15 protein-coding genes are annotated in these 16,722 nt (G+C 70.9%); 9 read left to right on the forward strand and 6 right to left on the reverse strand.

All coding sequences use genetic code 11. The features are described from left to right. Positions 1-62: 62 nt before the first annotated feature. The 5 genes from fliF (at position 63) to MKK63_RS09250 (ending at position 5,164) form a co-directional block, all read left to right on the forward strand. Entirely contained in the window at positions 63-1,700 is a 1,638-nt protein-coding gene (gene fliF / locus MKK63_RS09230; RefSeq protein ID WP_244000888.1) for a flagellar basal-body MS-ring/collar protein FliF, read from the forward strand. 23 nt (positions 1,701-1,723) lie between these two features. After that, a complete protein-coding gene (locus MKK63_RS09235; RefSeq protein ID WP_244000890.1) occupies positions 1,724-2,770 on the forward strand; it encodes a flagellar motor switch protein FliG in 1,047 nt (348 codons plus the stop codon). Next, a complete protein-coding gene (locus MKK63_RS09240) occupies positions 2,767-3,378 on the forward strand; it encodes a FliH/SctL family protein (protein WP_244000892.1) in 612 nt (203 codons plus the stop codon). The genes MKK63_RS09235 and MKK63_RS09240 overlap by 4 nt, the downstream gene beginning before the upstream one ends. Before the next feature lie 10 nt (positions 3,379-3,388). Then, a complete protein-coding gene (gene fliN / locus MKK63_RS09245; protein ID WP_243916503.1) occupies positions 3,389-3,721 on the forward strand; it encodes a flagellar motor switch protein FliN in 333 nt (110 codons plus the stop codon). A gap of 84 nt (positions 3,722-3,805) precedes the next feature. Further along, positions 3,806-5,164: a sigma-54 interaction domain-containing protein gene (locus MKK63_RS09250; protein ID WP_244000896.1), complete on the forward strand. Its 1,359-nt coding sequence runs from the start codon at positions 3,806-3,808 to the stop codon at positions 5,162-5,164. A 155-nt stretch (positions 5,165-5,319) separates the two neighbouring features. Here the strand turns inward: MKK63_RS09250 and MKK63_RS09255 are convergent, their stop codons facing one another. Both MKK63_RS09255 and MKK63_RS09260 read right to left on the reverse strand, forming a co-directional pair. Next, positions 5,320-5,604: a hypothetical protein gene (locus tag MKK63_RS09255; protein WP_244000897.1), complete on the reverse strand. Its 285-nt coding sequence runs from the start codon at positions 5,602-5,604 to the stop codon at positions 5,320-5,322. Positions 5,605-5,703: 99 nt separating this feature from the next. Further along, entirely contained in the window at positions 5,704-7,011 is a 1,308-nt protein-coding gene (locus tag MKK63_RS09260) for a capsule biosynthesis protein (protein WP_244000898.1), read from the reverse strand. 281 nt (positions 7,012-7,292) lie between these two features. Here MKK63_RS09260 and MKK63_RS09265 point away from each other — a divergent pair, with 281 nt between their 5' ends. The 3 genes from MKK63_RS09265 (at position 7,293) to fliP (ending at position 9,646) form a co-directional block, all read left to right on the forward strand. Next, a complete protein-coding gene (locus MKK63_RS09265; RefSeq protein ID WP_244000900.1) occupies positions 7,293-7,736 on the forward strand; it encodes a hypothetical protein in 444 nt (147 codons plus the stop codon). A 63-nt stretch (positions 7,737-7,799) separates the two neighbouring features. Continuing rightward, the gene (locus MKK63_RS09270; RefSeq protein WP_244000902.1) at positions 7,800-8,867 is read left to right on the forward strand and encodes a lysylphosphatidylglycerol synthase domain-containing protein; all 1,068 of its coding nucleotides are present in this window, start codon (positions 7,800-7,802) and stop codon (positions 8,865-8,867) included. A gap of 5 nt (positions 8,868-8,872) precedes the next feature. Then, positions 8,873-9,646 carry a flagellar type III secretion system pore protein FliP gene (fliP, locus tag MKK63_RS09275; RefSeq protein ID WP_244000904.1) on the forward strand — a complete coding sequence of 258 codons (774 nt, stop codon included), beginning with the start codon at positions 8,873-8,875 and terminating at the stop codon, positions 9,644-9,646. A 20-nt stretch (positions 9,647-9,666) separates the two neighbouring features. Here fliP and MKK63_RS09280 read toward each other — a convergent pair whose 3' ends face one another. From MKK63_RS09280 to MKK63_RS09295, 4 genes are all read right to left on the reverse strand, one after another. Next, positions 9,667-10,116: an AAA family ATPase gene (locus MKK63_RS09280; RefSeq protein ID WP_244000906.1), complete on the reverse strand. Its 450-nt coding sequence runs from the start codon at positions 10,114-10,116 to the stop codon at positions 9,667-9,669. An 11-nt stretch (positions 10,117-10,127) separates the two neighbouring features. Beyond that, positions 10,128-13,514 (reverse strand): hypothetical protein, encoded by a 3,387-nt coding sequence (locus MKK63_RS09285; RefSeq protein ID WP_244000918.1) that lies wholly within the window; start codon positions 13,512-13,514, stop codon positions 10,128-10,130. Positions 13,515-13,649: 135 nt separating this feature from the next. Next, entirely contained in the window at positions 13,650-14,339 is a 690-nt protein-coding gene (locus MKK63_RS09290; protein WP_244000908.1) for an invasion associated locus B family protein, read from the reverse strand. A gap of 114 nt (positions 14,340-14,453) precedes the next feature. Further along, positions 14,454-14,630, reverse strand: a complete 177-nt coding sequence (locus MKK63_RS09295; RefSeq protein ID WP_244000910.1) for a hypothetical protein — start codon at positions 14,628-14,630, stop codon at positions 14,454-14,456. A gap of 372 nt (positions 14,631-15,002) precedes the next feature. Between MKK63_RS09295 and MKK63_RS09300 the strand changes: the two genes are divergently transcribed. Beyond that, the gene (locus MKK63_RS09300; protein ID WP_244000912.1) at positions 15,003-16,448 is read left to right on the forward strand and encodes a homospermidine synthase; all 1,446 of its coding nucleotides are present in this window, start codon (positions 15,003-15,005) and stop codon (positions 16,446-16,448) included. The last annotated feature ends 274 nt before the right edge of the window (positions 16,449-16,722 follow it).

A 16,722-nucleotide genomic window follows, 5' to 3' on the forward strand; every position in this document is an offset into this window, starting at 1 on the left:
GCAAATTCTGCCGGGCGAGCCGCCAGGGCCCGCCTCGCGTTCAGAGTGCAGCGAAGCCGCCCGTGAAGCCGGTCCTCGATCTCGTCACGAAGCTCGGGCCGGCCCGCATCGCCGCCATGGCGGCGGTGACGCTCACGCTCATCGGCTTCTTCGCGTTCATCATCCTGCGGGTCTCGCGCCCCGACATGGGCGTGCTGTTCTCCGACCTGTCGATGCAGGATTCGGCGTCCGTCGTCCGCGACCTCGACAGCCGCGGCATCCGCTACGAGACGCGGGGCGAGGCCGGCCAGACGATCCTGGCACCCCGGGGCGACCTCGCCAAGCTGCGCATGGACCTCGCCGGCAAGGGCCTCCCGACCCAGGCCGGCGTCGGCTACGAGATCTTCGACAAGGGCGACGCGTTCTCGTCCACCAACTTCGTGCAGAACGTGAACCACCTGCGCGCCCTGGAGGGGGAGCTCGCCCGCTCGATCCGGGCGATCGGCCGGGTCCAGGCGGCGCGCGTCCACCTCGTCCTGCCGGAGCGGCGCCTGTTCGAGCGCGACCGGGAGAGCCCGAGCGCCGCCATCGTGCTGAAGCTGATGGGCGACCTCGATGCCGGGCAGGTCCGGGCGATCCGCCATCTCGTCGCCTCCGCGGTGGAGGGGCTGAAGCCCGAGCGGGTCTCGATCGTCGACGAGCGCGGCCGTCTGCTGGCGGATGGGGCCCGGGACGCCGAGGCCGACGTCGCCGGCGGCTACGAGGACCGGCAGGTCGGCCTGGAGCGGCGCCTGCGCGGCCAGATCGAGGATGTGGTCGCCGGCATCGTCGGGCCGGGCCGGGTCCGGGTGCAGGTCAACGCCGAGCTCGACCACAACCGGACCGAGAGCCGCTCCGAAACCTTCGACCCCGAGAGCCGCGTCGTCCGCTCCGCCCAGACGCGGACCGAATCCTCGCAGACCAGCAACGCCGACGGGCAGGTCAGCGTCGGCAACGAATTGCCCGGCGCCAACGCCACCGACAAGGCGCCGGCTCCCAAAGACGCGACCAACAAGAACGAGGAGACCACGAATTACGAGATCTCCCGGGTGACCAAGACCGAAATCGCCGAGGGCGGCCGGATCAAGCGCCTGTCGGTGGCCGTGGTGGTCGACGGCGTCTACGCGCCCACGGCCGACGGGAAGCAGACCTACAGCCCCCGCGCGCCCGCCGAGATCGAGCGGATCACCGCCCTGGTGCGCAGCGCGGTCGGGTTCGACAAGGCCCGCGGCGATCAGATCGAGGTCGTCAATCTCCGCTTCGCCGAGGCGCCGAGCCTGCCGCAATTCAGCGAGCCGACGCTGATCCAGTCGCTGCTCGCCCCCACCAAGGAGGATGTGCTGCGCATGGCCGAGCTCGCCGTGCTGGCGCTCCTGACCCTGATCGTCCTGCTCACCGTGGTGCGCCCGCTGCTGCGGCAGGTGCTGGCGCCGGTGCCGGCCCCGCCATCGCTCGCCGCGGCGGGGGGCATGGGCATCGCGGCCGATGCCGCGGCGGTCGCGGGGCCTGCGGGGGGGACCATCACGATGATCGACCGGGACAATCCCACCGCCCGGCTGATGGAGTTCGCCAAGATCAACGGCCAGGTCCAGGCCGAAACCGTCCAGCGCGTGGTCGACATGGTCCGGGCGAGCCCCGCCGAGACCGTCGAGGTGCTGCGCGGCTGGATCCAGGAAGAGTAGCGTAGGGCGTCGAGGGCAGCACGATGGCGGCAGGTCTGGCAAATACCCTGGCGACGGTGGGCGGCGATTCCTTCGCGTCCATGCCCGGTCCGCAGCGCGCGGCCGCACTCCTGCTGATGCTCGGCGAGGAGGAAGGCGCGCCGATCTGGCAGATGCTGGAGGAGGAGGAGGTCAAGAAGGTCAGCCACGCGATGGTCCAGCTCGGCACGCTGGAGGTCGCCACCGTCGAGCGGCTGATCATCGAGTTCGTGACGAAGCTGAGCAACAGCGGCGGCATCTCGTCGAACTTCGAGCGGACCGAGGCGCTGCTCCTGAAGATCTTCCCGAGCGATCAGGTCTCGCTGATCATGGCGGAGATCAAGGGCGCGTCCGGCAAGCGGGTCTGGGCCTCGATCGCCCAGGTCGATCCGGAGATCCTCGCCTCGTTCCTGCGCAACGAGTACCCGCAGACCGTGGCGGTGGTGCTGTCGCGGGTGCGGGCCGACTACGCCGCCAAGGTGCTGACCATCCTCCCCGAGGATTTCGCGATCGACTGCCTCAACCGGATGCTGCGCATGGAGACGGTGCAGAAGGAGGCCCTGCGCCACATCGAGGAGACGCTGCGGGTCGAGTTCGTCTCGACCATCGCGCAGACCCAGCGCCGCGACGCGCACGAGATGATGGCCGACGTGTTCAACGCCTTCGACCGGCAGACGGAGGGTCGCTTCCTCGCAGCCCTCGATCAGGCGAATCGCGGCTCGGCCAAGCGCATCCGCGAGCTGATGTTCACCTTCGAGGATCTGCTGAAGCTCGATCCGGGCAGCGTCCAGACCCTGATGCGCTCGATCGAGGGCGAAACGCTCTGCCGGGCGCTCAAGGGCGCCAACGAGCCGACCCGGGCCTTCTTCATGAAGCAGATGTCGACCCGCGCGGCCAAGAACCTCACGGACGAGATGGCCTCCCTCGGCCCGGTCCGCCTCAAGGAGGTGGACGAGGCGCAGACGCGGATGACCGAGATCGCCAAGGACCTGGCCGAGAAGGGCGAGATCATGATCGCCAAGAATAGCGCCGAGGAGGAGCTGGTCTATTGAGCGCCCAGACCGCTCGGAGCGCCAAGCCGTTCCTGTTCGAAAACGACTTCCGCAGCGGGCGTCCCAGCGCCGAGGCCCAGCGCGCCGCCGAGGCCGCCGCCCGCGCCGAGGTGGACGCCCATGCCCGCGGCCTCCACGAAGGCCGCATCCAGGCCGAGGCGCAGATCCAGGGCCGGCTCGCCGACGCTCTGAACCGGCTGGCGCTGGCTGCGGCGGGCCTCATCGCCCAGGCCGACGCCCGGGATGCCGAGCGCGAGGTGCAGGCCGTCGAGGTGGCGATGCTGATCGCCCGGAAGGTCGCCGGCGACGCGCTCGACGCGGCCCCGCTCGCCGGCATCGGCGAGGCGGCGCGCGCCGCCCTCCAGCACTTGCGCGGCGTGCCCCACCTCGTTGTGCGGGTCCACGACAGCCTGGTCGAGGAGGCCGAGACCCTGATGAAGCGCCTGGCGCGCGAGCGCGGCTACGAAGGCCGCCTCGTCGTGCTCGGCGACCCCGAGATGGCGGCGGGCGATGCCCGCATCGAATGGGCCGACGGCGGCATCGTGCGGGAGCGCGCCCGCATCGAGGCGGCGGTTCTGGACGCCCTCGGCCTGGCTCAGAATTCCTGAAGGAAGCCCGATGTCCGACGATTTCAGCCTGCCCCAGCTCGGCGAGAACGACACCGACTACGCGGCCGGCTCGATCCGCGACGCGCCGACCACGCCGAAGACCGCCGCCGATCTCGAGCAGCTGTTCGACGTGCCCGTGATGGTCTCGGCGGTGCTGGGCTCCGCCCGGATGCCGATCGGCGACCTGCTCCGGATGGCGCCCGGCGCCGTGCTCGAACTCGACCGGAAGGTCGGCGAGGCGATCGACGTGTTCGTCAACAACCGGCTGGTCGCCCGCGGCGAGGTCGTTCTCGTCGAGGACCGGCTCGGCGTGACGATGACCGAGATCGTCAAGGGCGAGTAGGCCGGGCGAGTAGGCCGGGCGCGTGATTTTTGGGACGCGGGCGCCGGGGGCTGTCCGCGCCATGAGCTCTGAGAGGAACGAACCATGCGGCTCCTGATAATCGGGCGGCTGAACGGCGAACTGATCACCGCCTCGAAGATCGCCATGCAGCGCGGGGCCTCCGTGACGCAGGCCGATGCCGTGCCGCAGGGCCTCAACGTGCTGCGCGCCCGCGGCGCCGATCTGATCATGATCGACGTGTCGCTGCCGATCGCCACCCTCGTCGCAGCCCTTGAGGTGGAACGGATCCGCACCCCCGTGGTCGCCTGCGGGGTCTCGGCGGACGCCTCGGCCGCCGTGGCGGCGATCCGGGCGGGCGCCAAGGAGTACATTCCGCTTCCGCCCGACCCCGAGATGATCGCCGCGGTGCTGGAGGCGGTCGCCACCGACCGCGCCGCCTTCGTGTGGCGCGATCCATCCATGGAGCGGGTGGTCAAGCTCGCCGAGCAGGTCGCCCGCTCGGAAGCCTCGGTGCTGATCACCGGCGAGAGCGGAACCGGCAAGGAGGTGCTGGCCCGGCACGTCCACCAGAAGTCCAACCGGGCGGGCAAGCCCTTCGTCTCGGTCAACTGCGCGGCGATCCCCGAGGCTTTGCTCGAATCCGAGCTGTTCGGCCACGAGAAGGGCGCGTTCACCGGCGCGGTCGCCCGGCGCATCGGCCGGTTCGAGGAGGCCAATGGCGGCACGCTGCTGTTGGACGAGATCTCCGAAATGGATGTGCGCTTGCAGGCCAAGCTGCTGCGCGCCCTTCAGGAGCGGGTGATCGACCGGGTCGGCGGCACGGCCCCGGTGCGGGTCGATATCCGGGTGCTCGCCACCTCCAACCGCAACCTCGCCGAGGAGGTCCGCAAGGGCACGTTCCGCGAGGATCTGTTCTACCGCCTGAACGTCGTGGCCCTGAAGCTGCCGCCGCTCCGCGAGCGGCCGGCCGACATCCTCGAACTCGCCGCGCATTTCGCCAAGAAATACGCCGCGGTGAACGGCGTGTCGGTCCGCCCCCTCTCGGCCGAGGCGCGGGCGCTGGTGCTGAAGAACCCCTGGCGCGGCAACGTCCGCGAATTGGAGAATACCCTGCACCGGGCGGTTCTGCTCGCCTCCGGCGACGCGATCGGACCCGAGGCGATCCTGTCCCCGGACGGCGAGACGATCGCCTTGGAGGGCCCGGCGACACGCGCCGCGCAGGCAGCCGAGGCCGCGACCCGCGGGCTGGTGGGACGGACCGTGGCGCAGGTCGAATGCGACCTGATCCTCGATACCCTCGACCATTGCCTGGGCAACCGCACCCACGCGGCCAAGATCCTCGGGATCTCGATCCGAACCCTGCGCAACAAGCTCAACGAGTACGTCTCGTCGGGCCTCGACGTAGCGGAGCCCGGCGGCGTGCGGAGCGCAGCCTTCGGATAGGGCCGCGCCGATCAGAGGGATCGGGTTCTGGAGGCGATGCGCGTCTCCGACCCGCCTTCATCGATCTTCGAAGCCCGCACGGGAGGACGGCTCCGCACCCGCCAAGCGCATCGGTGCGGCTCCCGCGGATCGTATTCTTCCAGGCTGCGCGCGATCTACCGACGCCCGGTTTTCGCCGCCTGATCGCTCTCGTTCTGAGCGGCATAGGCCGCGTCGAGCTTGCGCAGCGAGGCGTAGCGGGCGACGTCACCCTCCACGTCGCGGATCGTCTCCTCGACGAGATGGCGCTGGAGCGCGACGCGCGGATCGTTGGGCGGCAGCGCTTCCCGCTCCTGCAGGCGAAGCACGGCCTGCCGCACAACGGTGTAGACCGCCTCGCGCTCCTCCCGGGTCATCGACGGCTGGATCGCCTTCGCGACAAGATCGGAGAAATCCGACATGGTCCGTTAGACTTCGCTCTTCCATCGGGCGCCGGGACCGCCGGGCCGCCCCCCTCTACAGACCGGGCGGCCCCGGATCCAGAGGCGCGCTGCAGCCGCCTACATTCTCTGGTCGCGGATACCCGCGATCAGAAGCGAGGACGAGCTCCAGATCACGAAGAAGCAGAAGAACGCGACCAGCAGCGTGTGGCCGCGCTCCGGGTAGAGGCTATCCGTCGGCAGGACCGGCGGCACGAAGGTCGCCAGGAAGATATGCTGCTTGGAGGCCGCGACCCGCGCCCGGTCGAGCAGCAGATGGGCCGATTCCTCGAGTTTCTCGGCGATCGTCCGCTCGACGAGCAGACCCTCGTACTGGAGCAGCGCTTCGGTCAGGTTCGCGCCGCCCGCAGCGCCCGAACTCGTCATCTCGTCCTGCAGGATCTTCATCTGCTGGTCGATGGCCGTGATGTTGGCGACGAGCGTCTGGATCGAGCGCGAGCGCTCGTCCAGGCTGGAGCTGCGCAGGACCTGGAGGTCGTTCTCGGCCTTGAGCTTGTCCTTCTTCAGCAGCGTCAGGGTTGCCAGCGTCCCCTCGGCGGACTTGACCGGATCGATCACCCCCCACTGGTTGCGGAAGGATTGCAGGGCAATGTGCGCCTTGCTCAGGCGCTCCTGCGCGGTTCTGGCGTCGGTCTCGGCCTGGACGACCATGTCGGCCTGCGCGCGCTTCGAGATGTCGTTGATCAGCGCCTCGGAGCGCGTGACCACTTCGCGGGCGATGGTCAGGGCGTCCTCGGGCGTGAACGCCCGAACCGACAGGCGGATCACGCCCGAGATCGAGTCGATATGCGCGATGACGTGCGTGCGCCAATACTGGGTCAGATCCTCGATCGGGTCGGTCGGATCAAACCGCGTCCAGAAATCGGCCTCCTGGCGGGAGAACATCTTGGACAGGCCGATGCTCTTCTCGAGCGACTCGACCATGGTCTGGCTGGCGATGTAGTCGCGGACGATGAAGCTGTCCTGGCTGTTATGCTTCTGAATGAGGTTCGTGTATTGGCCGAGGGAGATGTTCTCCATCGGTTCGACGTTGCCGCGCACCGTGAACTGGGCCTCGGCGACGTACTGGTTCGACGCGAAGCCGAACAGGTACAGCCCGACCACGAGGGTCGGCAAGAGGACGAACAAGCTGATGCGGCGGATGATCCGCGCGCCGTAGCTCGACGTGTCCTCCCGGCGCGGGCGCAGGCCGGGCAGTTGGGTCCAGTCCAGGCGCTTGCGAATCGCGGTGGCCAGAGCCTGGGCGCCGCGCTTCTCCGGAACCGGCCGGATCGTCTCCGCGCTCCGCCGCAGCTCGGTCATCGTCGGGGCTGCGAACGTCACGATCTCGCTTTCGCGCGTGTCGTCTTTGACGTCGTCGAGGCTCATCCGCTCTGTGTTCCTGGGTCTGCGCCGGTTCCGCTGATGCGGCGCCGGCCAAGGGGCGGCCCGTGCGCGGAACCGGAATCCCGTTCTTTTAGGCCCTTTTTATGGCGCCCGGGTCGACCTGCGGGGCGGGGCGACGGGCGACCGAGAGCGCTCTCCGCCGAAGTGGACACCGGTTCGGCGCAAGAGAGCGCGTCACAACAAAAGCTTGGAGCCGCGCTCGATTGCGACGCGATCGGGCACGGCTCTAGCCCGATGCCGGTATCACGCCCTACTTTCTCCGGATGATGACAGAACCACGCTCAACGGGCGACGCCGATCGTCCCGCTGCCGGTCGGCCTGGCGGCCGCTCGGCCAAAACCAAGCTCACCGACATCGTGGTGGTCTGCTCCAAATGCGCCAAGCGGCAGGGCCTGCGCGCGAGCGCCGTGCGCGCGCTCCTGAAGAAGGCCGGGAAACAGGCCGCCCAGGAGGCGTCGGGCACCCGGAGGAAGCTCCGCATCGTCGAGTCGGGTTGCCTCGGCCCGTGCCCGAAGCGTGCTATCGCGGTCGCCACCGGTGCGAGCCTCGCGGCCGGCCGCGTGATCCTGCTCGATCCCGAGGCCGGGCCGGCGGAGGCGCTCGCCGCCATCCTCCAACCCATCCCGCCGCGCCGGCCGTCCCCTGAATTCGGCCCCAATACCGTTCTAGCGGCGGTACCACATGACGAATCGCCGCCGGCGCGCTGACCGGCACAACTTGGAGCCGCTCCTGGTGCCCGCCTTCAGACACGTCACGCACGCACTGCGACCGTGAAGGAAGCGCGCCCATCCGGAAAGCGCCGGGTCATCCGCGCCCTCGTCCGCCGCCTGCCGCTGCTCGGCACGCTGATCGGGCTGGGCTTCGCGATCTGGCTCGTGGCGACCAACGACCTCCAGGCGGTGGCCACGGCGTTCGGCCGGATCGGCGTCGTGGGCTTCCTCAGCGTCACGCTGGTGCGGACGCTGGTGCTGTTGGTGTGCGGAATCGCCTGGGCGCGCATCCTCGACGGGCTGTCGCCGGCGCCGGCTTCGGCCTGCCTGATCCTGCGCTTCGTGCGCGAGGGCATCAACGTCCTGTTGCCGGTCGCCTCGGTGGGCGGCGAGGTGCTGGGCGCGCGGCTCCTCACCTTCTGGGGCGTGGCCGGCTCGCTCGCCGCCGCCTCGGTGCTGGCCGATCTCCTGTTCCAGGTCGGCACGCTCGCCCTGTTCGCAGGCCTCGGGGCCGGCCTCCTGAGCCGCGTCGAGGGCGCGGAGGCGGCCGAACTCGCCGGTTGGACGCTGCGCACCCTCGCGGTTGCGGCAATCGCCGTCGCAGCGTTTTTCGCGCTCCAGCGGACCGGGATCGTCCGCGTCCTGGAAGAGCGGATCGCCGCCCTCGGCCGGCGCTTCGTGCGCGAGACCGAAGCCCTGCCCGAACCGCGCCAGCGCATCCAGGGGGCGCTGGATGCCGTCTGGGCGCCGGGGCGGCGGGGCCGGCTCGCCCAGTCGGTCGCCCTGCACGCGTTGGCTTGGCTCCTCGGCGCGACCGAAATCCTCGTCGTCTTCACCTGCATCGGCGTCGACAATGTCGGCCTGACCGACATCCTGGTGATCGAGTCGCTGAGCCAGGCGATCAAGGCCGCCGCCTTCCTGGTCCCGAGCGGGCTCGGCGTGCAGGAGGGCGGGCTCGTGCTGGTCTGCGGCCTGTTCGGCATCGATGCCGGTACGGCCATCGCCCTGTCCCTCGCCCGCCGGGTGCCCGACGTGGTGCTGGGCCTGCCGTCGCTCCTCGTCTGGCAGAATCTCGAAGCCCGCCGCGAGGGCGTGCGCCCCGCCGCGCCGACCTGCGACCGCTCGTGACCCCGATGCCCGATCTGCCGACAGCCCCGACCCGCCCCGGCCGGGGGCGCAGGCTCCGGCGCCTGGGCCTGGGCCTCGCCGCGATCCCGCTGCTCGCCGCCTCGCCCGCCCTTGCCCAGAGCGTCACCCTGGACCTCGGCGCCGGCGGCACCACCGAGCGCGCCCTCCAGCTCGTCGCGCTGATCACCGTCCTGGCGGTCGCCCCCTCGGTGCTGGTGATGGCCACGGCCTTCACCCGGATCGTCGTGGTGCTCTCGCTCCTGCGCTCGGCACTCGGTACCCAGACGGCGCCGCCGACCGCGGTGCTGGTCAGCCTCGCCCTGTTCCTGACCGCCTTCGTGATGGCGCCGACGGGCCGCGCCGCCTACAGCGCCGGGATCGAACCCCTGATCGCCGGACGGATCACACAGGCCCAGGCCTTCGAGCGTGCCTCGGCGCCGTTCAAGACCTTCATGCTGAAGAACGTCCGCGAGAAGGACCTCAAGCTGTTCCTCGACCTCGCCAAGGTGCCGGCGCCGAAGGGGCCCGAGGATGTCGGTCTCGAGATCGTCACCCCGGCCTTCATGATCTCGGAGCTGAGGCGCGCCTTCGAGATCGGCTTCCTGCTGTTCATCCCGTTCCTGATCATCGACCTCGTGGTCGCCTCGGTGCTGATGGCGATCGGCATGATGATGCTGCCGCCCGCCACGGTCTCCCTGCCATTCAAGCTGATCTTCTTCGTGCTGGTCGACGGATGGACGCTGGTGGCGGGCTCGCTGGTGCAGAGCTACGGGAGCTGACGCCGCCCAAGCGGGCATCGTCAGGCCTGTACGATCCGGACCGTGGCGAAGCCCTCGCCGGGTGTCGGCGGCTCGAACAGGCGGTCGACGGAGCGGATGCTGGCCTCGGGCACGCACCGGTCGGCGGGCCGCTGCCGGTTCCGTTCCAGGGCGCGGCCGAGCGGCGTCCGGATCCAGACCGCCGATACGGGGATCCCGTAGGACCGGGCACAGTCGATGATCGGCGCGCGGTGCCGTGCGCCGGGCAGGGCCGCGTCGACATAGACCGTCCCGGCCTCCGGTTCCTGGCGGGCGATCCAGAAGGACTTGCCCGCTCCCTGCAGGCCGCAGACCACCACCAGCCGTTCGACGGTCCGGGCCTTCAGCTGGTCGCGCAACGCCGCGAAGGCCCGGCGCCATGCCTCGGCGTTCCGCTCCGGCGTCCAGACGCGCCCGGCCTCGGTCTCCAGGAAGGCGTCGGGATCGATCACGCGCCGCGCGCTCATCCCGGGGGTGTGCCGGGGGTCTCGGCGTTGCTCTGCCGATCACCGCCCTGCGGCTCGGAACCGCCCTCGCCCACGGCCTTGGCCTTCCCCCGGTCGGGGGTGGCGGCGTCCGGGTAGCGCTTGCGGTACTCGGCCAGGAAGGCCGACAGCGTCTCGGCCTTGGTGGCCTGGGCCGCCACCGCCCGGAAGCCCGGGCTGCGGGTCGGGTCGGAGCCCGTGAGCAGCGCGAAGGTGCGCGCGTCGGGGCTCGCCGCCATGGCCTCCGAGAACTTCGCCTTGAGCCGTTCCAGGCCGATCGCCTCGCCCGCGAGGTTGTAGGCGATCGCGGCGCGCATGGCATCGGCCCGGGACGCCGCGTCGAGCGGCTGGCCGGACCGCCACGCCTCGCCGAGCAGCGCCTCGTGCGTCTCGCCGGCGTCGCGCCAGCGGCGGGCCCCCCAGTAGATGTCGGCCCGCAGGCGCTCGATGTCCGGCCCGGCCTCTCCCTCGAGGGTCTCAAGGGCGAGGTCCGTGCGGGTCAGGTCCGAGAGGGCGCGGGCACGGATCAGGTTCCGGGCACGCTTCAGCTCGCCCGGCAACTCCGGCAGCTCGGTGGCATCGAGGACCTTCAACGCCTGCAGGGGCTTGTCGTCCATCAGCCGCACCGTGGCGAGCCGCGCCGCGACCGCCGACCGGGCCGGGCCGGTGAGCCGGTTGTCGATCTGGTACTGCAGCAGATCGGCGGCGGGTTCGAGAAGGTCGAGGCGCACCAAGCGGTCGGCCAGCCGGCGCACCACCTCGTCGCCGCGCCGCCCGATCGGGCTCAGCTCCCGGAAATCGAAGAACAACGCCACGGCCTCGACCCCCGACAGGCTCTCCCCCTTGTCGGTGAGGTACAGGTTCTCGAAGGCGATCTGCGCCTCGCGGGTGAGCGCCACCGAGGCCGTGGCGTTCGGCGCGAAGACGTTGGCCCGGCGCGCGGCCGTGAAGGCCTGGCGCCAGTGGCCGGCGGCGAGGTGGAGGCGGGCCACCCCGGCCGTGATGCTCTCCTCGATCGGGCCGCCATGCCAGGTCAGGGCGAGCCGTTCCAGGCGCTCGGTCGCGGCCTCCGGCGTCAGCGTGCCGGCGGATTGCGCGAGCAAGGTGCCCCGCAGGGCTGCCTCGGCCGAGACCGGACGCACCGCCTCCCTCTCCAGGCGGGTATAGGCGTCGAGCGCCGCCTTGACCTGACCGGTCGCCTCCGAAACGCGGGCGCGGACCAGGGCCAGCCGGTCGCGGATCCAGGGGGGCAGGTCGCGGGCATCCCCGGCGCGGGCGGCGGCCGTTTCGGCATCGTCGTTCTCGATCGCCGATTCCGCCGCCGCGGCGCGGATCGTCTGCGCCAGATCCGTGGGGTACTCCTGGGCCAGCGGCAGGACCTTGAGGAAGCCGGTCTCGGCGGCCTTCCAATCCCCAACGCCGGCTGAGACCATCGCCCGCCACAGGGCCGCCTCCGGATTCCCGGCGAGGATCGGGACGGACAAAGCCTTCAACGCCTCGGCGTTGCGCCCCATCCGCACCTGCGCGATGCCGCGCAGCAGGGCCGTGTCGCGCTGGCCCGCGAGCAGCGGATCGTCGGCGGCCGCCGCTTCGAGCGCCGCCAGGGCTTCAGGATCGAGCCCATTGGCCAGATAGGTGCGGGCCAGCGCGAGCCGCGCCGGGCCGCGATCGGCCGGATTGGCGGCCGCGGCGGCATCGAGCGCCCCGCGCACGGTATCGCGCACCACACCGGACCGTGCCCGGTTCCAGGCCTCGGGCGTGATGGCGAGGGTGCCCGGATCGGCCAGGGCGACCTCGTCCTTCCGCGCCGTCGCCGACGTGGCGAGCCCCCCGGTCCGGCCGATCGTCACCGTGTCGAGTTCGGGGCGCACCGCGAGGTCGTCGGCGCTGGCCAGCACCGCGAGGCCGTGCCGGCTCGGGAGGATCTCGAAATCCACGAACCGCCGGTTCTTCGGATTGCCGACCGGCCGCCGGGACGCCGACGTGACCACCGCGATGCGCTCGCCGTCGAGATCGAGCCACGTCGCCGAGCCCGGGCGGGGCAAGCCGAGGGACACCGCGATGCGGCCCGCGCTATCGGGCTTGCGCAGGGGGTCGATCGTATCGCTCGGGCTCAAGGCGTCGCCCGCCGAGAGTTCCCAGCCAACGCCGCCCTCCGTCGAGACCGCGTTGAGATCGACCAAGCGGCCCTGGGGTGCCGAGAAACGCAGGATCGTCAGCGGTCCGGTCCGGGTGGGGCTTCCCACCGGCACCAGGCCCTGATGGCCGGTCGGAGCCGGGACCGTCTCGGCGGTCTCGAAGGCGAGCGTGACCACACCGCCGCGCTCGAACAGCACGGCTGGCGGCAGCGCATGGAACGGGAAGACCAGGCCGGACCCGGCCGGGCGGATCGGCGGCGGTGCCGGCGGACGCTCGGCGACGGCCGGCGCTTCAGCGCGAGCCGGCGGCGCGGAGGGAGGAGCGGGAACGGCCGGCGCCGCAGCCACCGGTGCCGGTGTCGCCGGCCCGGGTATCGCGACGGCGGTGCCGGCGGTTTCCGCCGGCTTGCGCCGGACGGCGTCCAGGAGGAAGGCCCCGTCCTCGCGCTCGGAGCCGATCTGGAATCCGTCTTCGGGCGTGACGAGCAGGCTGGCCGAGGTCGCATCGGTCTCGGTCGCCAGCTTGGCGATGCCGGGCCGGGGACGCCCGCGTGTCCCGGACGAGTCGATGGTCCAGGGGCCGACGACCCGTAGCCGCGTCGTATTGCCCTCGGCGGTGAGGGTCGTGACGGCCTCCGCGGGCATCCGCAGCGACAGGCGCGTCAGCGTCGGGAGGAGCGCCAATTCCAGCGACAGGGGCTTGCGCACCGGCTCGGGGATGCGGGCCTTGAGCGCTTCCTCGGCAACCCTGGCGCGACGGGCGAGTTCGGCCACCACTTCGGGCGGCAGCGGGGGCGGCAACCCGGCCCAGCCCTCCGGCAGCAGATCCACGAAGATGCGCTCGCCGGCCATCTGCAGGTTGACCCGGTAGGGCCGCTGCAGGGCGACGCGCAACCCGGTCCCGTCCGGGTCGCGCCGCACGCTCGACACGTAGGCGGGCATTTCCTCGGCCAACCGCTCGGGACCCTGCCCGACGCGCTCGCCGTAGCCGAGGAGCAGCACGCCGCCGGCGAGCTTCGCCTTGACGATGACCGGCTTGTCGAAGGTGAGCACGATGCGGCCGTAGCCACCGGGACCGGTGCCGGTCTCCGCGCCTTTGGCGCCGGTCAGCCGGGCGGCCAGCGCCGGGTCGATGACCGCCAGCAGGGCGAGCACCGGGAGCGACCCGCGCAGCAGCCGCCGCCCGAGCCCCTGACCGATCCGGGGTCGCCCGCCCTCCGATCCCATCGCCTCGCCGATCCGATCCCGGCGCGCGGCGCTGTGGGCCGCAGCGCGCGGCGCCACATGTCGCGGGCATCCTGCGGCGGGGCCACTAACGCGGCCTTAACCGTAACCCGCAAATCCGCCGGATCGCTCTGTCCGTCAGCCGCTCAGGGCGACGGCGCGGTCGAGGGCCTGGGCGAATCCCTCCAGCGGAACAGTGATCGTGGCGTCATCGCTGCTGCCCGACTTGTGGCCGATCACGAACAGCTTCTTGGCGGTCCGCATGCCATCGAGGGCCGGCGTCGGGAAGCCGATCGGTACGAAGCAGCCGTCCGGCCCGCAGGCGCTGTAGGGTGCGCCCTTGCCGAGGACCTGGTCATCCAGCTTGAAGGTGATGCCAGGCTCGATCGAGAGGCCAAAGGGCATCAGCACGATCCCTTCGGCGCGGCCCTCCTTCGGCGTCTGGAATTCGATGCCGAACTTGCGCCGACCCGTCTGCGAATCGCCCTGCGCCTGGGCGACGATGCAGGTGATCTTCTCCCCGGGATGCGTGCAGGTCATGGACCAGTCGCCGTAGCTCTCGGTCACGGAGTTGGCGCCCGTGGGCCACGCGGCATGGGCGGGCGCCGAGGCGGCGGCAGGTGTTGCCGGCGTTGCCTCTGTGGCAGCAGGCTTGGCCACCGGCTTCGGAGCGGCAGGCTTCGGCTTGGGCTTCGGCCGGGCCTTCGGCGGCGCCTCGGCCGGGGCGGCCTCCGGCTCGGCATCCTGAGCCCGCGGCGCTACCAACGGAAGGGCGAGCAGCAGCGTGACGGTCAGGCTGGAGCGCAGGAATGCGCGAATCGTCGGCATGGAATCAACAACCCCCAAGGCCATGGAACGGCAGAGCCGCCTAAAGCCCAAGCGGGGACGACGCAATTGCTCCGGCCGATCCGACGCCGAAACCGCCTCGCCGCGTCCGAAACCTCAGAGCGGGTTGGGGCCGCCGACGGCGCGGGCCAGGGCACAGCGACGGGCGAACGCGACCTCGGCGCCGCCGCGGACCGCGCGGGCGCAGGCGAACATGAGGGTGAGGATGCCGGGATCGCGGTCGACGGTCTCGGTGACCGGGCCGGGGATCCGGGAGGTGATGAGAGCGAGCATGACGGACTCCGACGGGCTGTGGCTCGGACGTTTCCGTAAAATCCCAGGCTGCGTGGCCATCTCGGCGGCCTTGTTGCATCGCAATATGAGGGATGCGGTCCGCGCCGGCCACAGGTCGGGACGCGGATGCATCATGCGTATGGCTCATGGCGACGAGCCGACACGTCAACGTTGCGTTTACGTCTCGATGCAGCGGATGGTTGACCGGACCCAGGCGAGCCGCCATTGAGCCGCTTTCGGCGACGGCCCCAACGGCCGCGCCGCTGCGCATGCGTGGACCTGTCGCCGCAGTGTCACATGCGCGCCATAACCCGCCCGCTGGCCAGACCGCGCGGACGCCCGCCGCGTCCGCCAGATCCGAGGATTTTCCGTATGACCGATCAGCCGTCCCGTCACCCGATCCACGGCCGCATCAGCGGCCCCATCGTGATGATCGGCTTCGGCTCGATCGGCCGGGGCACCCTGCCCCTGATCGAGCGCCATTTCGCGTACGACAAGGCCCGCTTCACGGTGATCGACCCGGTCGACACCCACCGGGCGCTCGCCGAGAAGCACGGACTGCGCTTCGAGAAGGTGGCGCTGACCCCTGAGAACTATCGCGAGGTGCTCACCCCGCTCCTCACCGAGGGCGGCGGCCAGGGCTTCTGCGTGAACCTGTCGGTCGACACCTCGTCGCGCGCCATTCTGGAGCTCTGCCGCGAGCTCGGCGCCCTCTACATCGACACGGTGGCCGAGCCCTGGCCGGGCTTCTACTTCGACAAGAGCAAGAGCCAGGGCGACCGCACCAACTACGCGCTGCGGCAGGACATCCTCGACGCCCGCACCCAGAAGCCCGGCGGCCCCACCGCGGTCTCGTGCTGCGGCGCGAATCCCGGCATGGTCTCGTGGTTCGTCAAGCAGGCGCTCCTGAACATCGCCCAGGATACCGGCCTGCAGCGGCCGGAGCCCAGGTCCAAGGCCGAGTGGGCCGGCCTGATGAAGGATCTGGGCGTGAAGGGCGTCCACATCGCCGAGCGCGATACCCAGCGCGCCAAGAATCCGAAGCCGCGCGGCGTCTTCGTCAACACGTGGTCGGTCGAGGGCTTCGTCTCAGAGGGCAACCAGCCCGCCGAGCTCGGCTGGGGCACGCACGAGACCTGGAAGCCCGACAATGCCCGCGAGCAGGAGAAGGGCTCGCGCTGCGCGATCTACCTGCTCCAGCCGGGCGCCGACACCCGCGTGCGCACCTGGGTGCCGACCGCCGGCTCGCAGTTCGGCTTCCTCGTGACCCACAACGAGGCGGTCTCGATCGCCGACTACTACACGGTGCGCGAGGGCGGTCAGGCGGTGTTCCGGCCGACCTGCCACTACGCCTACCACCCGGCCGACGACGCGGTGCTGTCGCTCCACGAGATGTTCGGCAAGGCCGCCAAGGTGCAGGAGCAGCACCACATCCTCGACGAGACCGAGATCGTCGACGGCATCGACGAGCTGGGCGTGCTGGTCTACGGCCACAAGAAGAACGCCTACTGGTACGGCTCGCAGCTCTCCATCGAGGAGACCCGCCGGATCGCCCCCTACCAGAACGCCACCGGCCTGCAGGTGACCTCGGCGGTGCTCGCCGGCATGGTCTGGGCGCTGGAGAACCCCGAAGCCGGGATCGTCGAGGCCGACGAGATGGATTTCCGCCGCTGCCTGGAGGTCCAGACCCCGTATCTCGGCCCGGTCGTGGGCGTGTACACGGACTGGACGCCGCTCACCGACCGCCCGGGGCTGTTCCCGGAGGACATCGACACCAGCGATCCGTGGCAGTTCCGGAACGTGCTGGTCCACGGCTGAGGTTTAGCCAGGTTCTGGATTGGACACGCCCCCTCCCTCACCCCTTTGCGGGGAGGGCGGCCCCCGAAGGGGGTCGGGCCGGGAGGAAGTCCCGCGAGAGGGGAGCGACGGTGCATAGGGAGGCTGTAGCCAGCACAACGGCTCCGCCTTTTCGGAAGCCGGGTTCACCTCTCCCGACCCGGCCTGACGGCCGGCCCACCCTCCCCCGCCGAGTGAGAGGGCGACGCGCCTCGTCGTGCCGCAACCCCATTCATCGATGAGGCCGGAACAGCGT

Source organism: Methylobacterium sp. J-088 (assembly GCF_022829295.1).
Taxonomy (GTDB): Bacteria; Pseudomonadota; Alphaproteobacteria; order Rhizobiales; family Beijerinckiaceae; genus Methylobacterium.